A 21,841-nucleotide genomic window follows, 5' to 3' on the forward strand; every position below is an offset into this window, starting at 1 on the left:
GAGCTGAACCTGGAGGCGCTCAACCTGCGCCCGGGACTATACATCCTCAAGTACACCGACAGCGAGGGCAAGAGCAACACCCTCAAGCTCATCAAGCAGTAAAGCACAAATCCATACCCACAACAAGAAGGGCCTGCAGCTGCTGCAGGCCCTTCTTGTTTTTAGGGGGGGATACCATTCCCCTTGGCTCAACTTAATATAATCGGGTAATTTCATTGGCCCGATGCTGTTCTTAGATCCCCTTTTCCGATAACTCATTTCCTGCTCCACGCCTATTGTAGAGATTTCTGAAAACCTGGAAGGACTGTAACGGCCACGCTGTATCAGCCAACTCTAATCTTATGGAAGGACAGCGTTCGCACCACAACCAGTTCATGTTCGTTTGATATTCATTCGCTGGCACAAAGCTCTTACCTTGACTTTGTAGATCTCCCCTGGAAAGATGATTTAAAACTCGTTTTGGATAAAGTAACTTAAATTCCTATGGCTGAATCAAGACTTGATTTGGTCTTACACTTTGGGAAGAGAGAGGCTGTTAAGTCATTATTCATGAAAGGACTTTAGTTGATGCAAGTATGGGGATCACCGACCTTCTACTGAGTTTTATTACATAATGGCAGTACTTCTTTCACGGTTCCTGCTAAATCCTACTAGCCCTGCTTCAAGGAATGAAACGGTGATTAAGGAGCAAGAATAATGGCACTAGCCCCAAACCGCAATTGAGTGAAGCATACCTCGCAGCGTCCGGGTACACCCTATTCCGTAACCGTAAAAACTATACCCTAAAAGCACAAGGCCCTGATTCACTAATAATGAATCAGGGCCTTGTGCTTTTATTTTAAGGTGAAAACCTAATCCAGTATCACTACTTTTCGGTTTAGCTTCCTCTCACTCGACAGCATCAGCAGATTATAAATACCGGCTGCCACAGCCTTGTTAGGGGTCAGGCTCGTCTGCAGTGTACCATCTGAAAGGGCGGTTGCCTGCCTTGTCAGGATTGTTTTTCCGGTAATATCTGTCAGGACTAACTGTACCTGCTCATTTGGTTTGAGTTCGGAAAGCGTTACCTGCATCCTGTCAGACGTAGTGGGGTTCGGGAACACTTCAAACCTGCCTTTGAAGGTATGATTATCAGTGATTCCAAGCGCTGACTTGCCGCAGTATACGCCGCTGCCATTGTTAAACACGCTTGTGATTTCCTCTTGCGTCAAAGCACGGTTATAGAGCTTCACTTCATCCAGATCGCCATTATAATGGTAGCCGGCATCTCGCTCCATGTAGCCAATATTTATCGGAGCGGTGGTGCCAAAGCCCTTCACATAAAAGTAATCCGCTTCGTCCAACTTCACGCCGTCAATGTATAATGCAGATTTCTTATTAGCGCCATCACGGACCGATACTACCTTATGCCAGTTTCCATCGTTCAGCGCCGATCCCTTCTCGCCAATGTATAAACCAACATGATCGACGTCTTTCAGCATAAACATGGGCTGGCCTTTTGCATTCATGCCTATCCACCAGTGTACCTGCGATTCTTTTGCGTCGCGCCCTACAATCACTACATTTCCATTTAAGGCAGCACTGGAGCGCATCCAAAACGAGATGGTGAAATTAGCGTCTTTATCCCAGTTGAATTTCGTGCCGTCCTGAATGTCGAGCTTCGTGGTGCTTCCATCAAAACGAAGCGCTTTGCCGAACTTGCCTTCTGTAACAGCAGGGCACGTTTCGCACACAGCCACGGTCGGAGAGGCGAAATCCTTTTGAGCGGCTACGTCTTCTTCTATATCCATCCCGAAATAATGCACCAGGCCTGGCAAGCAATCTTCCAGCACGATCTGCTGTCCGCTACCCACCACTATATTCACTGGTGCAGAGGTTACAACATGTCCTTCCGCATCGGTTGCTTTGGCCGTGATGCTATAGGTGCCTGCTGCGGCTCCCTGCCAGTTAAAGTGGTACGGTGAAGTAGAAACCTCGCTCAGAAGTGTTGCACCATTATAATACGCTACTCGTGCCCACGTGCGGTTATTATCGGCAAAAGAAGGCTTGAAAACGATTGACTGACCGACAGGATGAACCGAGTTATTGGCCGGAGAGGCTATCGCGACTGCTGCTACTGTGTTGCCACCGCAATCCGGGTAAATGTCCACAAAGTCGGTAGCTGAAAGCCCGCCAGCGTCAGTCACCTTCAGGTGTATGCGGTAGAAGTAGGTTTCGCCATCGCAACCTATCGGGGTGATGGTTGTACTTGTCTCTACGCGGTTGTCTACAGGCTCCGGGTGCACGTGCGTGTTGTGGTGCATTACTGTTTGCCACTCATAGGTCAGTTGGCTTGCATTATGCTCCTTGTCCTGTACGTCAGCCCGAAGCTGATAGGTTGTTCTGCTGCTAAGCGGGTACTTGGTGTCTTTCGCAGGGCTGGTGATTTTTACAACAGGAGGCGTGTTGTTCAGGGTAATAGTCAGGTTTGCCGCGCCCGTCGCCCCCTTTGCATCCGTTACCGTCAGCGTTACATTAAATTTTTTGCTAAGCTCTGAGCTTGTAAAAGTGTGTGAGGGGTTAGTTTGTGTAGAAGCGGCAGAACCATCACCGAAATCCCAACGGTAGGCAAGCGCTTGTCCTTCTGCATCTGAAGACTTGCTACCGGTGAACTGAACCGTCAGCGGGCTGTTGCCAAATAGCACATTTGCCTCCGCCACAGCAGTTGGCGGTAAGTTATCGCCGTAATAGGTGATCTTCTTGACCTGGGTGGCATAGTTGATATAATAGAGCGAGCCGTCCGCCGGATTCATGGCAAACGCCACCACTGCTGCGCCATCATCAATGAAGTTCCGGATAGCCGTTGGTTTGTTATTGGAATCAAACGTGGCCACCCGTATTGTACCAGCGCCATAGTCTCCGAAGAAGTACGTGTTGCGGTAGTCGGCCGGAAGTGCCTCTCCGGTATACCAGATGCCGCCTGTGGCAGAACTACCGTAAAAAGGCTGGCCTGCTACCGGCGACCCTGGTGCGCCAATGCTGATGGTGGCTGCTTTCTCCCCATCAAATATCCCGGTTCGGGTAATGGCCTCAGGCACAACATTGGCTCCGCCCTCGTTTTGCGTCACGATATCGTTCACCCAGTCAATCACGGGCCGGGCATGGGTAAAGGTATTGTAGCCAGCTGGTATCGCTTGCTCGAACCGGCACGGGTTGTAGAAGTACGGGTCGCCGTTTGCCACTGGCTGTTTGATCAGATCTCTGAAGTAAAAGTATTCCTGCTCACAGTTGCCTTGTCCATTCAGCGGATTAACCGCGCTTGTATTCGGGATCTGACGGTGGAAGTAATACCGTTGTTCCTCCAAGCCCTCAAAAACAGGCCAGCCGAAGTTCATACCACCTTTATCGGCCACGTTTAGCTCTTCCCAATCCTGCCAGCCCACATCGCCCAGATAAATAGCACCAGGCTGGTTGCCGCCTCCCGTACCAGGACGCAAGGAAAAACGGAAAGGATTGCGCAGCCCTAGTGCCCATACCTTAGATTTCGGGGACTGTGGATTAGCCGCGTCATAGAATGGGTTGTTCGGCATGCCCGCGCCCGTAGCCGGGTTAATGCGCAGTATTTTACCGTTTAAAGACTCTAGCTGCTGTGCCCGGAAGGCACCAATGTCATTTTTGGGAGTTATGATACCATCCGCAAGCGCCTGGGGTACAAATGTATCATTGGGGTCACTGGGGTTATAGCCGGTATCCAGCCACCCGGCTGTTGCCCCGTCTCCGGCGGAAATGAGCAAAGAACCGTCGGCCCCGAATTGAAGCGCGCCAACACCATGCGACACGTACAGAATCGGGATGCCGGTGTCAGGGGTCTCCCCTAACAGCACTTTTCGGCTTCCTGTGTCTACTGTACTGAAGCCGTCTGAAGCTTTGGCCGTGTACCGCGTCACCCGCCCGATCGTGGCTGCGTTGTATTCATTTGCCGTTGGGCGGTAGGTGCCCTTGCCGAAGTTCATCAGGTGGTGCCGGTCTACCACGTAGAGCAGGTATATATGGCCATTGGTGTCGAAGTTCGGGTCGAGGGTAAAACCAAGCAAGCCATGGTCGCCCCAGTTTCCTACCTCTTCACTTATATCGATTAGCGGAGTTGCTTTTTTCTCGCCATTTTCAACAATCCATACTTTGCCGGCTTTCTCCCACACAAACATGCGTTTGCCATCTTTCGAGAACGTGAGACCAACTGCAGCCTCCCAATCATCTCCTACCTGCTCTTGCACAAACCCAGCAGGCTGGGCATTGGCCAATTCAACCGTCAATATACACGCCAAGAGCATGACAAGATGCTTGAGCGGCGCCACCATTCTGTGTGCAATCTGACTGTAGAGAGGCTTTAAAAGCGGAGTAGCATGACTCCTGACTTTGTAAAGATTCTTCATAAGGGTATGTAATAGTAAAATTAATATATAGACAATAAAATAAATGCAGGGTTGCTCGCAAGCCCTCCTCCCTGGTTTACAAAGCGAGCATAGCGCAGTTGTACAGTCAAAGAGAAGGCTCTTGGATTTTTTTGTACTGTTACGGCGCAGGATGTGTATAGTTCTGAATTAAATATGAAAGGTTTTTATTGACTCAGAAAGGCATGTTTATCTGTTGATTAGCTGCAAAATGGATTTATCGTTGCAACAGGAGTTTGCGCGCCACCATGCGCTTGCTGGAAATAACACCCACCGTATAAATACCCGAATTGTATTGCTCCCGGAGCGGTATGACAAATCTTAACTCGCCAAATTCATCCACTGTCAGTTCCTGTTCCAAAAGCCGACGGCCGGCCAGGTCGGCCAGGAAGAAAGTGACTGCTTCGTTGGGAGGCAGGTTCGAGAGCTCAGCCCTCAGCTCCTGCTTAACGTTTACGGGGTTTGGGTAAAGTATAAAGTAGGTTGCCGTAAAGCCCCCGGTCTCGATGTAGATGATATTGGAATAGGTATGGGTGCCGTTCCCATTGTTGATTTTCAAGCGGTAATATCCCTTCGGCAATGGAGCCACATCGTTAAAAGAATAGGCAGTGCGGTTGTTTGTATTCCCGGCAGCGTCCACGGACCCGATCGTCTCAAAATTCTCTGTATCAGGCGCCCGTTCTACCTCAAAGTTTGTGACGTTGGCTTCTACAGCAGTTTCCCAGGTCAGCATCACAGCGCCCGCATTATAAGTGCCTTTAAAGCTAATCAACTCTGTTATGGCGTTGTATACCAAAGCATAACGCTCCTTTACTTCGGCAGAGGACAAAGCGCGACCAAAAAGCTTCACTTCGTCCAGCACACCCTTGTAATGATAGCCATCCCCGTCATTCAGATACCCAATATTCACAGGGCTTTTGCTATCAAAGGCTGCTGTGTAGGCGTGGCTCTTTTGGGCTACTCTTATGCCATCCACGTAGAGCTCCGTCAGGTTCCTGTCGCCGGTACGGACCGCCACTACCTGGTGCCAGCCGCCGTCATTCAGGGCTGGTCCGCTCTCGCCGGTGAATACCCCCTGCCAGTTAATATCCAATAGCTGAAACCCGGCACGCCCATTTGCATCCAGCCCTATCCACCAGTGCACCTCTGAGTCTTTCCCATCGCGCCCAATCAGCACGCGGTTGCCATTTTGCGTTGCCTCTGTGCGCAACCACAGTTCGATGCTGAAGTTTTCACCTGCCTGCCAATCGAAGTTATAGCTTTCCGCTACATCCAGACCGTCATCCACACCGTCGAACTCCTGCCCTCCGGATACAGCACCGGCAACTGGCCGCGGTCTAGCATCGGTTTTGGTGGCCAGGGCATCGTAGGGGGTATAAAAATCGCGGTAACGGGTGCCAGTGATTTCGTGCAGCATCCAGTGGTGTAACATGCCGGCCTTCTCGCCCAGGCTTCTTTTAACTTTTATGGTATAGCTCTGCTTGTCCTCGCCACTGCTGTTGGCGGCCTTCAGGGTCACATCAAAATCACCCTCTGCATTGGGCGTCCAGGTTACTTCCCCGGTAGTGGCGTTCATAACCATACCTGCCGGTGCTTCCAGTAATTGAAAGCCAGGCGCGGGTTTTCCCGTGGCTTTCACGGCATAGGTATAGGCTTGGCCCACGACACCATGTGTTACAGGCTCAGACATGATGCTTGGCTTTACGAGTTGAGGTCCGCAATAGGCGCCAGCGCCGGCGTTGTACCGGCTGCGTACTTCCTGCTCTTCCAGCGCTCTGTTATATACCATCAGTTCATCTAATGCGCCCTTGTAGCCATACCCTTTGTTGAGGTCCAGAAAACCGATGGTGACCGGTGAAACACTCTCGAAGTTAGCTTTGTAATCATACTGGTAATTGCCAACGGTATAACCGTCCACGTACAGCTTGTTTAGCCTGAGCCGACCGTCGCGAACCACAACCAGGTGATGCCACTTGCCGTCGTTGATCCTGGTTTTCTCCCCTACTGTGCTAAAGCCCGTGTTGGTGCGGTCATACATGGCGTATTCGGGGTTGCCGTTTTTGTTAATGCCCAGCCACCACTGCATGGCGGACTCGGCACCTTTCCGACCGACAATCACCTGGTTATCAGACGCGGTTCCACTCGACTTCATCCAGAGCTCGATTGTGAAACTGCTATTCGGGCCCCATTCAAAGTGGCTGTTATCACTTAGCTCGATGCCCTTGCTCTTTCCCTCAAACTGCTGTGCTCCTGCAAACAAGCCCGCTGTGGTGGCGGGGCACGTGGTGCAGGTAGCTACAGATGCCGAGGCATAATCGGTATAGGCGCCTGAGGTGGTTTCGTCCAATCCAAAATAATGCACCAAGCCGTCAGGGCAACCCGCTACAGTATTCTGCGCCAAACCAGTAGTGGCAGAAAACAGCAGGAAAGCAAAAGCTACTATCGCAAGGTAGAGAGGGTATACAAAAACCTGTGCACTTGTTCGCTTCAGCGGAAAAGGTGTACAGGAAGTTGATATAGGGTTCATGAGCTGCTGCTAAAGTAAGGTAAGGATGATGTACCAGCTTCAAAACGTTCCTCAGCACGCGATGTCAATTGGGTGTGCTTGTTGAGGTGATTCCATGGAGCAGCCTGTGTTGGCAGGACGCATCATAGGTTTTGAGTACGCTGATTCGGGCGCCAGGTTCCAACATAATATTCAAATGCAGTGATATGGAATGAACCCTACCATTCATAACACTGATTAACAGACTTCTACAGACACAACCACAGGTTAGTTATTGCACAAAAACCACTCAGTAGCCTCCTCTGAAAACGCGTCCTCATCTGGCAGCTTATACCCCTTCTGGCGGTTACCAGAAGAGTGGTTGCTTCAACTGCTTCCGGTTTTGCGATTGCATCAGTTTATACCCCAGCGCTATCTCGTTGGTAGGTTTGCTGATAGACCGGGCATCCTGGATTGGCGTTTCGTAGGCATAGCTTAGGGTAAACTTCTCCAGGTTCAAGCCTGCTGCCACATGATAGGCTTCCTCCTTCCGGTAGCCCGCACCTGCCCATAGCGTGTTCTGGTAAGCTACTTTGAGTTGCCCCTCTAACGTAGATTTCAGTCTGTTATCATACTGGTACAGGCCATTCACGGTCACGCCCCATTCATAGCTGAGGTTGGTGCGGTATCCGGCCTGCAGCATGTGTTTCCGGGTATAGAAATCGTTCAGGAAATCATCCCCACTCGATATAACCCTGCCGGCGGTTACATCCTGCATCGCATACCCAACATAAAACCGGGCTGCTACCAATGAAATGCCAAGGTTTAAGTCCAGGGTGCCGTTGCTGTTATTGCCTTCCAGCACGCTAAGGTATCTTGGGTCATTTTCCTGATCCAGGGTCAGGCTGTTGCCATCCAGCCGTTGCAACCGGTAAGCCAGGGCTGTTCCCCACCGCAGGCTCAGCTGCTCCGATAGCCTGACAGCAGATCCATAATTCAAAGCCAGCTGGGTTTCTATGGAAGGCCCAAACTGATCATGCAGCAGCACCAGCCCTAGCGCATGTTTCGCACCCATGCCATTCCTGTCGCTTTTGCCATTAAAGCGGTAAGCATGGTTATTGGCTCGAAACATGCTCAGGTCCAGTTCGGCAGTGGCCAGCAAGGTTTTGGGAGCGTCCTCAAAGCCAGTCCACTGGTTACGGTAAAGGGTACGCACTACTGCTCCATCCACGCCAGTAAGCGACGGGTTGTAGTACATCTTGTACTGCGTGAAATTTGCAAATTGCTTGCGCCCTTGTGCCTGTACGCTCAAAAAAGATAGCATAAAGCCGAAGGCTATTAAAAGTCTTTTCATTTTCTACTAGTTAAGCACAGTTACCACACCCTTTTGCACCATAGCAATGTCCTTGATCTGGATGATGTAAAAGTATGAGCCCGGCAGAATACGCCCTCCCTTGGCTCGCCCGTCCCAGCCTTCCTCCGGGTTACGGGTATGGAACACGCGCACACCTGCTCTATCAAATACTGTTACCTCTATGTCGTTGTAATAGCGCAGTTCGGGCACCGTCCAAGTGTCATTTATACCGTCACCGTCCGGTGAGAAGGCGTTTACCAGCTTCAGTTTATCTGTAGGCTGATAGAGCGTTTTGGTTAACGTAAAGGTCTGCTCTATGCTGTTCTGGAACGGATCGGTGCTGCGCGCCCGGATCGTGAACGTCGATATACCCGACAACCCCTGGTTTGAGATTAACCTAAGTTCGTTGCCATTGCTGATTTCAAACAGTTCGTTGTGGGTGTCCCCCTCACCGGCTACCAATGTGTATTCAAACTGGTCATCATCCGGGTCGGTGGTCGTAAAAGTGCCGATGCCCTCATGAGAAGCAATGTCAGGGCGGAACGTGTTCTTACTGAGCATAAGGGCCGTTGGTGGCTGATTCGGTGCCACCTCCACGAGTATGGCGGCTGTCTTCTGATGGATATTCGACGAATTTTCCTTTAGTTGCAGCACTCCCTGCAGGGAATAGGTACCAGGCGCTGAATTATTGTAAGCCCCTTTTTGCCAATCAACATCCAGCAGCTCCACCTCCCCGTTGGCATACGTTACGCGCACTTTTTTCGGGAGCGGCAGGCTTTCAAAGGGTGTTTTGAAGGGTACTTTTATGAGGGTCAGCTCCTGTACGGCTTCAACGTTCCGGGTTAGTTTCTTCACCTGGGCTGTCACTTCCGACCCTTTGTTGCCGGCAGCATCGGTCAGGTATAAACTCACGGTCAGCATGCCATCAGGCAAAGGCGTCAGGTTGAGGTTGGTAATGGTGAAGGTAGTGGTTTCTACGCGGGCTGTGCCGGTTATCTCCTCCCCGCCATTGCTGCTCCTAATACGGTAAGCATACGTGGCATTAAGCTCAGCGCTGCTGACTTGCACACTCACCTTGTCCTGGTTCGTGATATCTACTTTTTCCACTCCAAACGCAACAGCATAGCCCGCAGGCCCAGTCGCATCGTAGGTTATCTCCAGGCTATTAGAGGCGGTGTTGCCATTCAAGGCCGCATCCAGCATTTTATCTGCGGCCACTGCCACCGTCACTTTACCATCTTTGGCAGGTCTGATGGTGACCTTATATTCCAGGTCTGACACTTTCCGGAAGTTTTCCGCAACTGCATTGCCGGCGGTTATATCGGCTACCTCAAACCCTGAAACAGGCTCGCTTAAGCTAAAGCTGACGCTAAAGGGAACATTGGTCAGGGCTGGCGAGGCAGTTGTTAAGGTAATTGCCGGGCGGTCGGCGTCGTACAACCGTGCTAACACAGCCGAGGCCTCATTTCCGTTGGCAGCTAAGTCCTTCACCGCATTCTCCGCCAGGGACACAGTAACTTCACCTGCCGCTTTCGGTGTGATCAGGAAGGTATAGGTTTGGTCATCCACTTTCTTAAACTGCGAAACCGTAGCGTTTGTCAGGCTTAAATCTGCTGGTGCGAACGCCTGCACAACCTCGCTGAAACGCAGCGTTACGGTATAGGGCGCATTAGTTGGATCTGGCGCAGTGGTGGTTAACGTCAGGGTTGGGCGCTGCACATCATACTTCTTCTCGAGGATGTTAGAAGCCATGTTCCCGTTTTTCGCCTGGTCAAATGCTTTGTCCATGGCTACCTGTACACGCACCATCCCATCGTTTTTGGGGCTGATGTACGCGGTATAAACGCTTTCAGTCAACATGCTGAAATTACTGACATCAGCATTTGTGAGCTGTATATCAGCAGCATCGAAACCAGTGACGCCTTCGCTGAAAGTAAACTTAACCTCGAAGGGAGCTTTCACAAACTCTGGAGCATTGGTGCTGAGTGTCAGGCGAGGGCGCGTAGCGTCATACTCCGCTTCCAACTGGTTCGATGCCCTGCTCAAGTTCCCTGCTAAATCCATCACCTTACCTGCTGGCAACTGAACCTGCACTTTGCCGTCAGCTGCCGGGCTAATTGTGGCTTTGTAAGTGCTTTTATCAGTTGCCTGCAAGTTGCTGAACGTAGCGTTCACTACGCTAAAATCATTTGCTGTGAGCCCGTAAACGTCCTCTGAAAATTTGATATCCAGGGTAAACGGCCCATTAACCGGGAATCCAGCCGTGTTGGTCAGCGAAATCTCAGGGGCAGTCAGATCAATAGTAACCGTGAAGTCAAGGCTGCCCGTACTGGTGTTGCCTGCAGCATCCGTGGCTGTCGCCTTAAATTGGTGAGTCCCCTGCTGTAATGCGGTTGCTTCGTAATTAAAAGTCCAGTTTCCCTGGGCGTTAACCATGGTTGTCCCCAGCGCTTTGCCGTTTTCTGAGATGCTCACCGCAGCGTTTGCCTCCGCCTTGCCAAGCAGCAGGAGCGTATTGTCTGCCGTAACCTGGTCGTTGTTAAAAGGCCCTCTGTCTTCTGTTATGCTCACAAACAAGGGAGCTTCCGGTGCCTTGGTGTCTACGTCCCAGCGGTGCGTAGCCGGAGATGCATCGGTGTTGCCTGCCGCATCTACCGCTCGCACGTTTAGCGTGTGCGCCCCTTCAGCCAGGCCGGATACAGTATAAGGATTGGCTACCTGTGCATAGGCTGCCCCATCTAAGCTTACCCAAAACATCACATTGGTTTCGTTGCTGCTAAACCTGAACTTAGCTTCCGGGCTATTACTATGGGCCACGGGTGCTTCTGCTATTTGCGTTTCAGGCGCGATGGTGTCGATGGTAAAACGCAGGTTGCTAACATTGCTGGTGTTTCCGGCGGCATCGGCAGCCTGAACGGTTGCCTGTTGTGCCCCTTCTGGCAGGGCACTGGTGGGCACCAGGCTCCAGCTTCCGTCAGAAGCCGCCGCGACAGTACCTGCCTGTTTTCCGTCGATCATAAGCATTACTGTGCTTCCGGCCTCGGCAGTTCCTGAAAAAGTCGGTTTGTTCGTGTTCAATAACTGCCCTTCGGTCGGCTTAGAAACAACCGGCGCTGCAGGCGGCTGTGTATCAACGGTCCAAGTATGGGAGGCTGGAGTCGGATCGACGGTTCCTGCCTGGTTTTTAGCTCTTACCTGCAGGGTATGGCTGCCCTCCGAAAGGTTACTCAGGTTGAGAGGGTTTGATACAGTAGTATATGGTGCTCCGTCTAAGCTTGCCTCAAAAGTTACGTCTTGGCGGTTGCTCTCCAGGGTAAAGGCAGCGGACTTGCTGTTGCTCATCAGAGCCGGTGCCGACACGATTTTGGTATCCGGAGTGGTAGCGTCCACCTGAAAGGTATTGTTGTTGCTGGCCTGGCTAACGTTGCCGGCAGCGTCAGTTGCCTTCGCCGACACATTGTGTTTGCCGTCTGCAAGCCCTGAAGCAGGTGTGAACGTCCATTTTCCATCTGTAGCAGCCAGCACAGTGCCTATTACAGCAGCGTCTACTGTTACCGCTACCGTACTACCAGCTTCTGAAGTACCAGAAAACGTGGGCTTGTCAGTTGCCAGGAAGGCCCCATTGTCAGGTGCGATCACCACAGGTGGCGCCGGAGCCTTGGTATCAACCACCCAGGTATAACTAGCCGGGCTTGGGTCTATATTACCGCTCGCATCCATTGCCCGCACCTGCAGTGTATGCTCTCCGTCAGCCAGTCCATTCACGGCATATGGGTTTGTAGCCGCAACGTAAGCGCCTCCATCCATGCTCACCTGGTAGGTGACGTTACTTTCATCGCTTTCGAACCCAAAGGTAGCTGTGCTGCTGTTGGAGAAAGCGGAAGGCTTGCTGGTTATCCGGGAATCCGGAGCCTGCGTATCAGGGGCTTGCGGTGTAATGTTCAGGAATCCGTCAAGTGCCTTGTACCATACGGGTGCCATCTTATCATAGCCTTTCTGTGCGGGGTGAAGCCGGTCAGCCATATCGCCGCCATTGTCGGTGAACTGGTAAACGATGCCGGCGTCTGCCATATCAACCAGGCGCAACATATCCCCGTTCTGTATTCTGCTGCTTACAAGCGTCTCAATCTTCGCATTGTACCTGTCAATGATGTCGTTCTTAGTATTGTCAGGGCCCCGATAACAATCAGTGGCGGTGCAAACCGTTTTAATGATTTTGGCTACAATCACGAGCACTTCTTTGTTCGTGCTTTGCTCGTACTTATCCACCTCGTTCAGGATGTTGGCCAGGTCTTCAACTGTTTTCTGGGAGTTGTCTACCCCGTCGTTGCTGATGTCGTTTGTGCCGGAGTGCAATAGTATAATATCCGGGGAGAAGGTAGCCAGGTAATTTGCCTCTTTGTCTAACCCAAACCGCACGTTGTCATACCATCTGAAATAGTATCCCTGCTTCAGGATCGTAACCAGGTCAGAATTCCGGGCGCCTCCAAAGCCGGCATGGTCCACGTCTTGCACCAGCTCACTCCCCGACTGCTCGCTTCCCACAAAGTCGAACCTGATGCTTTTTTGCTGTAGCCATTCTTCCAGTTTATCGCGGTAAGCGGCTTTCTGAGTAGTCGAGTAATTTCCTGCTCCACCCTCCGTGTTGGAGTCGCCTAATGGCATGATGGTATAGGTATGGCTCTGCGCGTGCGTAGTGGCGCTGACTGTTGCGCTGTAGGGCGAGTTTTGGCTGGCGCTAATTGCCCGCACCCGGTAGTACACCTTTTGGTTATGGAATAAACCGGTATGCCTGTAACGGGTGGCAGGTGCCTGCACCGTCTGCAAAGGGCTGAAAGTGCCTGGGTTGCCGGTTAGGGAGCGCTCTACTTCGTAAGCGGTGGCCCCACCCACAGGTTGCCAGCTAATGCTGATAGCGCCAACCAAAGATGGCTTTGCGGTAGCAGCAGGAGTTTCCAGTGCAAAGGCAACAGCGCTGCTTTTTTCACTGCGTGGCAGTGCTGAAGCCCCCACGCAATAAATTGAGAACAGGACAATAAAAAGTGCCTGGCGCAGGTACATGTAAAAGGGCATAGAAATCTTGGGTGATTAAGCGTTTAATTAGGCACCCTATATAACGGTTTTGCTATACCTAGGTTGCTTTAATTTGCATTGTTTCTCTCTCTTTTTGATTTATCTTCTGACTAAGCCAAATCCCCGCTTTACGGCTGATTCCGCACCATACATAGTGTTTTCTGTTTATTTCGAAAAATATATGGTGAATGGCACAACCTTTTGGCCCAACTTCTATATAATAGGTTATATATTTTTGCACCCAAACCCACGCCATCAGGCCCAGTGACCTTATATAGTACAGCAGATGGTTTCAGGCTTACTGGATTATAGTTCACCCTTTTAATCTGGAGAATGTATGCTCTTCAACTCGATTGAATTTTTCATTTTCTTCCCGATAGTAGTTATCCTGTACTTTTTAACTCCCCCAAACAGGCGCTGGCTCCTCCTGCTTTTGGCGAGTTACTACTTTTACATGTCCTGGAAGCCTGCCTACGCCATCATCCTGGTTGTTTCTACACTGGTAGATTATTTCTGCGGCCGCGCCATGGGCAACTATACTGATGAAGAGCAGCACAAGCGGAAACCCTGGCTATACCTCAGCCTTGCTTCCAACCTGGGCATTCTGCTCCTGTTTAAGTACTACAACTTCTTTAACGACAGTGCCCGCGAGCTGGCCGCATCCCTGAACGTACCTTATGCCATGCCTGCTTTCGAGTTGTTGCTGCCCATGGGTATCTCGTTCTACACTTTCCAAACCATGAGCTACAGCATCGATGTATACCATGGCCGTATTAAACCTGAAAGACACTTGGGCATCTTTGCCTTGTTCGTTACCTTCTTCCCGCAGCTGGTTGCCGGCCCGATCGAGCGTGCCGGAAACCTGTTGAGCCAACTCCACAAGCCTCACCAGTTCGATTATGACCGCATTGTGGCAGGGCTTCGCCGTATGGCCTGGGGCTTTTTCAAGAAGATCATGATTGCTGACAACCTGGCCCTGATGGTGAATGAGGTATACAACAACCCCGGTGATTTTCAGGGCTTCTCCTTTATCATCGCCACCATATTCTTCGCTTTTCAGATTTACTGCGACTTCTCAGGGTATTCGGATATCGCGATCGGGGCGGCCAGGATCATGGGTTTTAACCTGATGGAAAATTTCAGGAGCCCTTATTTTGCTAAAACCATCTCAGAGTTCTGGGGGCGCTGGCACATCTCGCTCTCGACCTGGTTCCGCGATTACCTTTACATTCCACTGGGTGGCAACCGGGTAGTGAAGTGGCGTTGGTACTACAACCTTTTCATCGTTTTTATGGTAAGTGGGCTTTGGCACGGAGCCAGCTGGACCTTTGTGATCTGGGGTGCCTTGCATGGCATTTACCAGGTGTTTGGCATCCTGACCAAGCAGCAGCGAAACAGCTTTGTACATAAGGTAGGGCTAACCAACCACCCCCTGCTTTACAAGTGGGTTCAGGTACTGACCATATTCTTTCTGGTTTGTTTTTCATGGATGTTCTTTAGAGCCAACACAATTACTGACGCTTTTTTTATAGTGCGTCAGTCTTTTAATGCGTTAGCTAACCCAGGGCAACTCTTTTCACTGGACCTAGCCCACGATGTGTTTATGAATCAGGGCGTTAAAGTATTCCTGGTATCTGTGCTGGCCGTGGCCATCATGGAGCTGGTGCATCTCATCCAGCGCAATGGCAGCGTAACAGCCCTACTGACACAACGCCCGGTTTGGTTGCGATGGGGGATTTATTATGCAGCAATTGTGGTTGTGCTCTTGTTCGGACAGTTTGGCAACCAAGAGTTTATCTACTTTCAGTTTTAAGGTTAAGAGAGGATAATGCAAAATAGAAAAGGCGTAAGGAAATTGTTGCTGAGACTCTTGCTCTTAGTCCTGCCATTTATGGTCTGGCCTTTGATTGAGGTGTTTCTGCTGCCCATGAATTTCTTCACGTTCAGGATCTGGGAAACTATCTCTGTTAACACCATGCGCGTGATGTCTGGCCCGTTTTACCCGAACATGCACCTGCAGATGGAAGAAGAAGGAGAACTGGCTCCCCGAACACCCTATGCCACCAAGCGGCTGGTAGAATGGCGCACTGATGAATATGGATACCGGAATACCGACACAGGGCACGAGGTGCTCCTGATTGGAGACTCAAACATCACAGGCGCTAAGTTATCGCAGGATGAGACATTGGCCGAGGTATTAGAACACCAGTTAGGGACCAGCGTTTATTCCTTTGCGCCTGCCACTGTCAACCGTTTCCTGGCCACTGACCGCTTCGAGACCGATCCTCCAAAGCTGGTGATCGTCTCCAGCATCGAACGCCGGATACCGCAACTACCTGCTGTCGGCGAGAACGGCATCGGTTCTAAAATCCGTAATTTCACTGGCAACCTCATCAACTCTTCTTCTTTGCTTACTTCCCTGGCCGTAACAGCAGACCGAATATCCAAGTTGGGCCTTTACCACTATACCCTGGCAAACTTAGAGCGTGCGAGTGGTCGCAGGGAATACATCGCTTACAATAACGAGTTCTTTATAGAGGGAGAACTTGCGAACCGTGACTTCAGTGAAGCAGAAATTGAGCAGATCGCTAATGTCCTTGCGGGATACCGGGATGTGTTGGCCGAACGCGGAATTGAATTCGTGTTTCTCCCGATACCTAACAAGGAAAATATTTACTATCAATTACTTCCATCGAAGAAAAAACCAAATTTTTTACCTAGGTTAATGGAAATGTTAGAGGAAAGAGGCGTGGCCTACATAGACACCCAGGCACCTTTTGATAGTATCTACCAAGAAAAAAAAGTATCCTTGTATCCGGTAGATGACGCGCATTGGAACAGTATAGCAGTAAAAATTGCTGCACAATTAGTCACAAAATACGTAAACCTAGCACAAAGCGAAGGTAATCCATTGCTTAAAACCAATAAAAACCTAGTAAATTACAACACTGAACAATAATTCTTCCTCATATAGCAGAAGAATAGACCTGAAGAAGCATCAGCTCATACAGCCCATGAAAATCACAACTTATTACGATAAAGGCAAGCGCAGGATGAAGAAGATACTGGGCCGAATCATACCGTTCAATTCACAGTATCGCCCAGCTGATATTTGCCGCATCAACCTGGCAGATACCGCTGCAAATAACCCTCGAGAGTTCCGGTTACACACTGTTTACAAGGATTACGTTACAAAACTGGAAATTTCGGATGACCTGTATGAAGCCTGCTCGGAGTACTGGAAACCTAAAAAGGAGGTGCAGACGAACTATATTGTGGTAGAAGTTCCTAACGGCCGTATCTATACCGATAATGAGTCGAGCGTTGCCGTGGTCACACAGTATAACCGCCTGATTGAAAATGTGTCGTTGAGCCTGCGGAACGGGAAAGTAACGGAGCCGGACATCAACAATATATTTGAGCAACGTTTTTTTACCGCCCCAACCCGGTTCAAGGGCACGGTATTCTCTATGCTGACGGGGGGCGCCGGTGTAAACAACATCGGGCATTGGTTTATAGATGTACTGCCCCGTCTTCATCTGCTAAAGCAGTGCGGCCTGTATGATACGGTGGATTGGTTTTATGTGCCCGGCATTCGGTATAGCTACCAAACAGAAACACTGGAACTCTTGGGGATACCATCAGAGAAAATCATCAGTGGAGAAGAACACGCCCATGTGGAAGCAGACTGTGTGATCGCCTCTACTGCTCCCCGCGGTAACCATACGCTTGTGCCCCAGTGGCTCTGCGATTACATCCAAGAGTCTTTTCTGCCGTATGCCGATACTGAAGGCAGCTTGCCTGAAACCTCCCGGAATCTTTATGTGAGTCGCTCTGATTCGAGTATCCGAAATGTCCTTAACGAAAGTGAGTTGCTGGACGAGCTTAGTATGTATGGGTTCGAGTCTGTTGTGTCCAGTAAGCTGAGTATCAAAGAAAAGATTAAGCTTTTCTCATCAGCAGATACCGTGATGGGTGCTACCGGCGCCGGGTTGATCAACATGTTCTTCTGCAAACCTGGCACTACCATGGTTGAGATATTCAACGAGGGATTTGTGGTGGAGCCGTTTTATGACATTGCCGCAAAAATCGGGCTTAATTACAGGTATATTATTTGCAAGAACAGGCGCCGTGTAAGTGACGCCGGCCAGGGACAACGGGAACACCTGATGGTTGAAACAAGCAAGGTACTGGAGATCCTGCACGAGATAGAAAGCGATAAGCAGCAGCATAACTCGACGGCAACTGAAAAAGTAAAGGTTGCTTAACCAGATTGGAATCATACTAACAAAAGAGGCCCGGGATCTATATCCCGGGCCTCTTTTGTTAGTAGCAGTTATCATTCAACTGAATTGATCAAGCCATTTTAACTCTTGCTATACACTTACAGGCACTGGTGCGACCACAGGCTGGTACTTTTTCTTTTTGCCTGTCACGTCTTCGTAAATCTGCAATAGCATCTCGTAATTTGCTTCTGGGGTATAGCTTTCCTCATACTTTTTACGGGCACTACGCCCTAAAGCATCAGCATATTCCGGGTCTTCCTCTAAAGCTCTCACTTGTTGCACTAGCTGATCGGCATTACCTGGTTCATAATGTAAACCGTTATACCCATCTGTCACCAGATACTCTCCTCCCCCTATTTTAGAAGCGATTACGGGCGTTGCAGTAGAGAAAGCCTCTATGATTGTCATTCCAAACATCTCAAGCCATTCTGATGGAAATATAACGGCTTTCGCGCCCTTTAACTCAAAGATCACCCGATCACGGTCCTGATAACCCAAATACTCCAGGCTGGGGTATTTGCGGGCATGTGCCACTACCTCATCGCGCAGGGTTCCATCCCCTACTATTTTGAGCTTGAAGTTATACTTTGCGTGTGCCTTGAGTAGGGTATGAATCCCCTTTTCCGGAGAAAGCCTTCCGACATACAGAAAATAGTTCCCTCTTTCTTTATGACCAACTCCTAAGTCGGCAGTAAAGTTAGGCTTTACAGTTACCTGCGATGGCTTCAGCTTTAGAGAGGAATCCAAAAACAAGTTAGCAGCCCCTTGGGTGAGTGTGATGAAGGAGTCTACTTTGCTTTGCCAGGTGCCTAGCAGTTTGTGCAGTCCGGTAGTTAACACTACAGCTGCTGTTTCGAGGGTTGAGTCGCGGTAAGCTTTGTCTTTTATCGCTTTCAGCGGAAAGATCTTGTGCACATTGTCTTTGCGCGACTTTCCATCATAGAAAAGATAGGAGCTTGGGCATATAAGCCTGTAATTGTGCAATGTCATCACAATGGGCACTCCGTATTTTTTGGCTACATAGAAAACGGATGGCGAAATAAGTGGGAAAAAGTTGTGCACATGAATCACCTCCGGCCTGAAGCTTTCTATCTTTTCCTCTACAATATGAGCACTGTTAAAGTTATAAACCAGTCCAACTGCCGCTTTTACATTGTCATAGAATGAATTAACCTCCCTGTTTGAAAAACTTAGTTTATCGACAGTATGGCCGTATTCTTCGAGTAGAGCCGATTCGGCATAGAAAACAGTGTCTTCTCCTCCTACCTGCTTATAATGGTTATGTATAATTAAGATCCTCATGAGGAGTACAATCAAGTTAGTTTTCTGATGGCATTTCTTAAATCGACAGGTGTACCGACATCTGTGCAATTTCCTTTTTTAAAGCATACGCTTTCTACATATAGCCCGTTGCCTATTGCCGCATTTATTATTTCCCCGAGGCTAACTTCTGTCCAATTTTTATTGGATTCAAACTCTGGAAGGATCTGCTGCAGATGTTGGTGCATAAATTCAGTAAAAACCGGCCCCCAGCAGGCTATCACCCAATTATACTGCAGGCCGGAGCTAAGTGGTTTATGTACAACGCGTTCCACCACACCCCCTTCCTTAAACTTAACCATGTCCCATTTTGCAGTGTCACTTACCCTGTAGCACCCCAACACAAGATCGGCCCCTGTTTCTACCTGCCTGTCAAGCAGTTGACCATAAGCGTCATTAGGCTCAATCAGTATATCCGGGAAGCCAAAAAGAATGGTATTTTGTGATGTGAAGGGGTATGCCTGGTCAATCGAGAACGGAAACCCATAAGGGTAGCGCATCAGGAGATAAGCCAATGGGAGTTTCAGCTGATTGCCATCGCCATAATACGCCGGGATGTCCCATTTGCCTTTGCGCAGGACGAAGTATGCTTTATGGGCACCGGCCTGCTGCATTTGCTCTAACAGGTATTGCGAAACCACTTTAGGGTGCGGCTCGCCATTATCAGCATTCGCGGCAAACCCTATCGGGAAAAGCTCTTTGCTGCACGGTAGCGGAGACAACCTGTTCCCAAAGCCAGCGGCAGGCACTAATCCTACAATGTCCATCTTGTTCCTTATAAATGGCCTAGCTGCTGCTTTAGAACGCGGAAGCAGACTGGCCGTAACAAAAAAAAGCAGCTGCCCAACATTATAATCTTAGCGTGGGGCAGCTGCTGTTATCATGACGCCTCAACCATAAGGGAGGCTAATCCTCAATTTATGGCAAGGTTACTTCATTTTTGGCGTTATGGGTCAGGAACTGGTCTCGGGAGGTTGTATCGGGAGCGGCAAAATACTGCGCCTGCTCCACCCGCAGTTGATCCACCAGGCGGCCTTCAGGCAGCACCACGTCATCATAGGTCAGCACCTGGTCTTTTGGTATGTCACGCTTCAGCACGCATCCCTCAGCCACGCCGATTGGCAGCAGCCGCTGTTCTGCGGTAGTGTCTGCGTTTTCACACAATCCATACGTCATGTAATGCCCGATGCCGTCGATCACCTGCCCTGCTTTGAGGTCGGTCTTGGCCGTGGCTACCACTTCTACATACGGCTTACCCAGTGGCGCCAATGCTGCATCGTTAAACAATACGGCACGTGCAATTGTACTCGGCACTTCAAAATGGCAAAGGTGGTAAGGGGTATAGAACAAATAGAGAGGTCCTTCGCCCAGTTTGTATAGGTTCAGGTAATGCTGCTGTATCGGGTCATCGTGCGTGCCTAATACAAACACGCCAGGACCTGGCTCAGCTCCTACCACATACTCCACTACCCCTGGGCCTTCAATAAGGTCCTCGAGGGGGTATAGGTTCTGTATGACATCTTTCAGGGGTGTGCCGCTTGCTACGGTAGGCCCGTGCATGCCACGCTTGGCAACGCGCATGCCTGTTCCGTTGGCAACAATCGCCTGCTCAAAAGAGATTTTGCTGCCGTCTGCAAACGAAGTCACCATGGCTGGGTTCTGGCCCCATTTCCTGGCAAAGCCTTCCTGCGTGGTAGGGTTACGGTATGGGTCGTGCAGGCCTTTGATATTCCCGCAGAGCACAGGCTTCACACCCAGGCCTTTTACAAAGCGGAACAGGTTCATTTCCACGCCTGGCTGGTCGCCGTCGGCGTTGGTAAACACCACGCCTGCTTTGTCGGCGTACACTTTCAGGATCGGGCCTACCGTGCCATCCACCTCAGCGTTCATCATGATGATATGCTTGCCGTTCTGGATCGCGCGCAAGGCCACATTGGTACCAAACTCGACAGCACCCGTTACCTCTACTATCGCATCGATGCCTTCCGCCTCGCACAGCAGCAGGGCATCGTCGGTAATGCTGTACTTGCCATTGCGTATGTTTTCCTCCAACTGCGACGCGCTGCTTACTTCCTGCGCATCCGGTACATCGGCCTGCGCGTAGGCCTGCTTCGCCTTTGAGGTGTCGCGGTTGGCAATCGCCACTAGTTCCATGCCTTGCGTATATTTGCAAATCTGCAAGGCTATACCCCGGCCCATAAAACCTGCGCCAACCATTGCCACGCGCACAGGTCTGTTTTCTGCCTGTCGTTTGGCGAGTGCGGTATCAACTAATATCATTCTATTAAATTTTTAAGCGTGAGTTGAATAGACAGCCGGCACCACTAGGCCAGCTGTTTTCCTTTGGAGGCAGCTTCTGATGCTTCAAAATCAGGGTGTGCCTGGTCTTTCTCCGAGATCACCTGCGGCTCAATCGGCCACTCGATGTTGAAGGCCGGGTCATTCCAGCGGATGCCGCGCTCAGAACCCGGCGTATAGTACTGCGTCACGTTGTACGTCACATCAGAGTTATCCTCTAACGTGATAAACCCGTGGGCAAAGCCTTCCGGCACAAACAGCATGCGGTAGTTATCCGCTGTCAGTTCCACGCCTATCCACTGCTTATACGTCTCAGAGTCCTCCCGCATGTCAATGATCACATCGTAGATGGCACCGCGGGTGCAGCGCACCAACTTCGTTTCTTCGTATGGGCTAACCTGCATGTGCATGCCACGCAAAGTGCCCTTCTTCTTATTATACGAAACGTTTGCCTGCACCATGTTGGTGTTCAAGCCATGCTCTTCCATTTCGCGCTTACAGTAGGATCGCCCGAAAAAGCCGCGCTCATCCTCCAATCGCTTCACGTCAATAATGAAAGCTCCCTTTAATTTAGTTTCCGTAAAGATCATCTGTT

The 21,841-nt window shown here is 50.2% G+C and carries 11 protein-coding genes; 3 read left to right on the forward strand and 8 right to left on the reverse strand.

The features are described from left to right. Window positions 1–851 precede the first annotated feature (851 nt). The 4 genes from ACXYMU_RS19940 to ACXYMU_RS19955 all read right to left on the reverse strand — a co-directional run bounded on the left by ACXYMU_RS19940 (window position 852) and on the right by ACXYMU_RS19955 (window position 13,342). Window positions 852–4,412 (reverse strand): PQQ-dependent sugar dehydrogenase, encoded by a 3,561-nt coding sequence (locus ACXYMU_RS19940; protein ID WP_458988187.1) that lies wholly within the window; start codon window positions 4,410–4,412, stop codon window positions 852–854. Between the two features lie 235 nt (window positions 4,413–4,647). Next, entirely contained in the window at window positions 4,648–6,957 is a 2,310-nt protein-coding gene (locus ACXYMU_RS19945) for a LamG-like jellyroll fold domain-containing protein (RefSeq protein ID WP_458988188.1), read from the reverse strand. 325 nt (window positions 6,958–7,282) lie between these two features. Beyond that, window positions 7,283–8,269 (reverse strand): PorP/SprF family type IX secretion system membrane protein, encoded by a 987-nt coding sequence (locus ACXYMU_RS19950; protein ID WP_458988189.1) that lies wholly within the window; start codon window positions 8,267–8,269, stop codon window positions 7,283–7,285. Between the two features lie 6 nt (window positions 8,270–8,275). Further along, window positions 8,276–13,342 carry an Ig-like domain-containing protein gene (locus ACXYMU_RS19955; protein WP_458988190.1) on the reverse strand — a complete coding sequence of 1,689 codons (5,067 nt, stop codon included), beginning with the start codon at window positions 13,340–13,342 and terminating at the stop codon, window positions 8,276–8,278. Between the two features lie 337 nt (window positions 13,343–13,679). On the opposite strand from ACXYMU_RS19955, the gene ACXYMU_RS19960 reads away from it, so the two are divergent. The 3 genes from ACXYMU_RS19960 (at window position 13,680) to ACXYMU_RS19970 (ending at window position 17,610) form a co-directional block, all read left to right on the forward strand. Continuing rightward, a complete protein-coding gene (locus ACXYMU_RS19960) occupies window positions 13,680–15,155 on the forward strand; it encodes an MBOAT family O-acyltransferase (protein ID WP_458988191.1) in 1,476 nt (491 codons plus the stop codon). 78 nt (window positions 15,156–15,233) lie between these two features. Continuing rightward, window positions 15,234–16,301, forward strand: coding sequence for an alginate O-acetyltransferase AlgX-related protein (locus ACXYMU_RS19965; protein WP_458988192.1), 1,068 nt, complete (start codon window positions 15,234–15,236; stop codon window positions 16,299–16,301). 55 nt (window positions 16,302–16,356) lie between these two features. Then, window positions 16,357–17,610, forward strand: coding sequence for a glycosyltransferase family 61 protein (locus ACXYMU_RS19970; RefSeq protein ID WP_458988193.1), 1,254 nt, complete (start codon window positions 16,357–16,359; stop codon window positions 17,608–17,610). Between the two features lie 108 nt (window positions 17,611–17,718). On the opposite strand, the gene ACXYMU_RS19975 is transcribed toward ACXYMU_RS19970, so the two are convergent. The 4 genes from ACXYMU_RS19975 to rfbC form a co-directional block, all read right to left on the reverse strand. Continuing rightward, window positions 17,719–18,930 (reverse strand): glycosyltransferase family 4 protein, encoded by a 1,212-nt coding sequence (locus ACXYMU_RS19975; RefSeq protein WP_458988194.1) that lies wholly within the window; start codon window positions 18,928–18,930, stop codon window positions 17,719–17,721. Between the two features lie 11 nt (window positions 18,931–18,941). Continuing rightward, a complete protein-coding gene (locus ACXYMU_RS19980) occupies window positions 18,942–19,715 on the reverse strand; it encodes a sugar phosphate nucleotidyltransferase (RefSeq protein ID WP_458988195.1) in 774 nt (257 codons plus the stop codon). Window positions 19,716–19,866: 151 nt separating this feature from the next. Beyond that, window positions 19,867–21,228 (reverse strand): NAD(P)H-dependent oxidoreductase, encoded by a 1,362-nt coding sequence (locus ACXYMU_RS19985; protein WP_458988196.1) that lies wholly within the window; start codon window positions 21,226–21,228, stop codon window positions 19,867–19,869. 44 nt (window positions 21,229–21,272) lie between these two features. Further along, entirely contained in the window at window positions 21,273–21,836 is a 564-nt protein-coding gene (gene rfbC, locus ACXYMU_RS19990) for a dTDP-4-dehydrorhamnose 3,5-epimerase (protein ID WP_458988197.1), read from the reverse strand. Window positions 21,837–21,841: the final 5 nt, after the last annotated feature.

Source organism: Pontibacter sp. CAU 1760 (assembly GCF_054482735.1).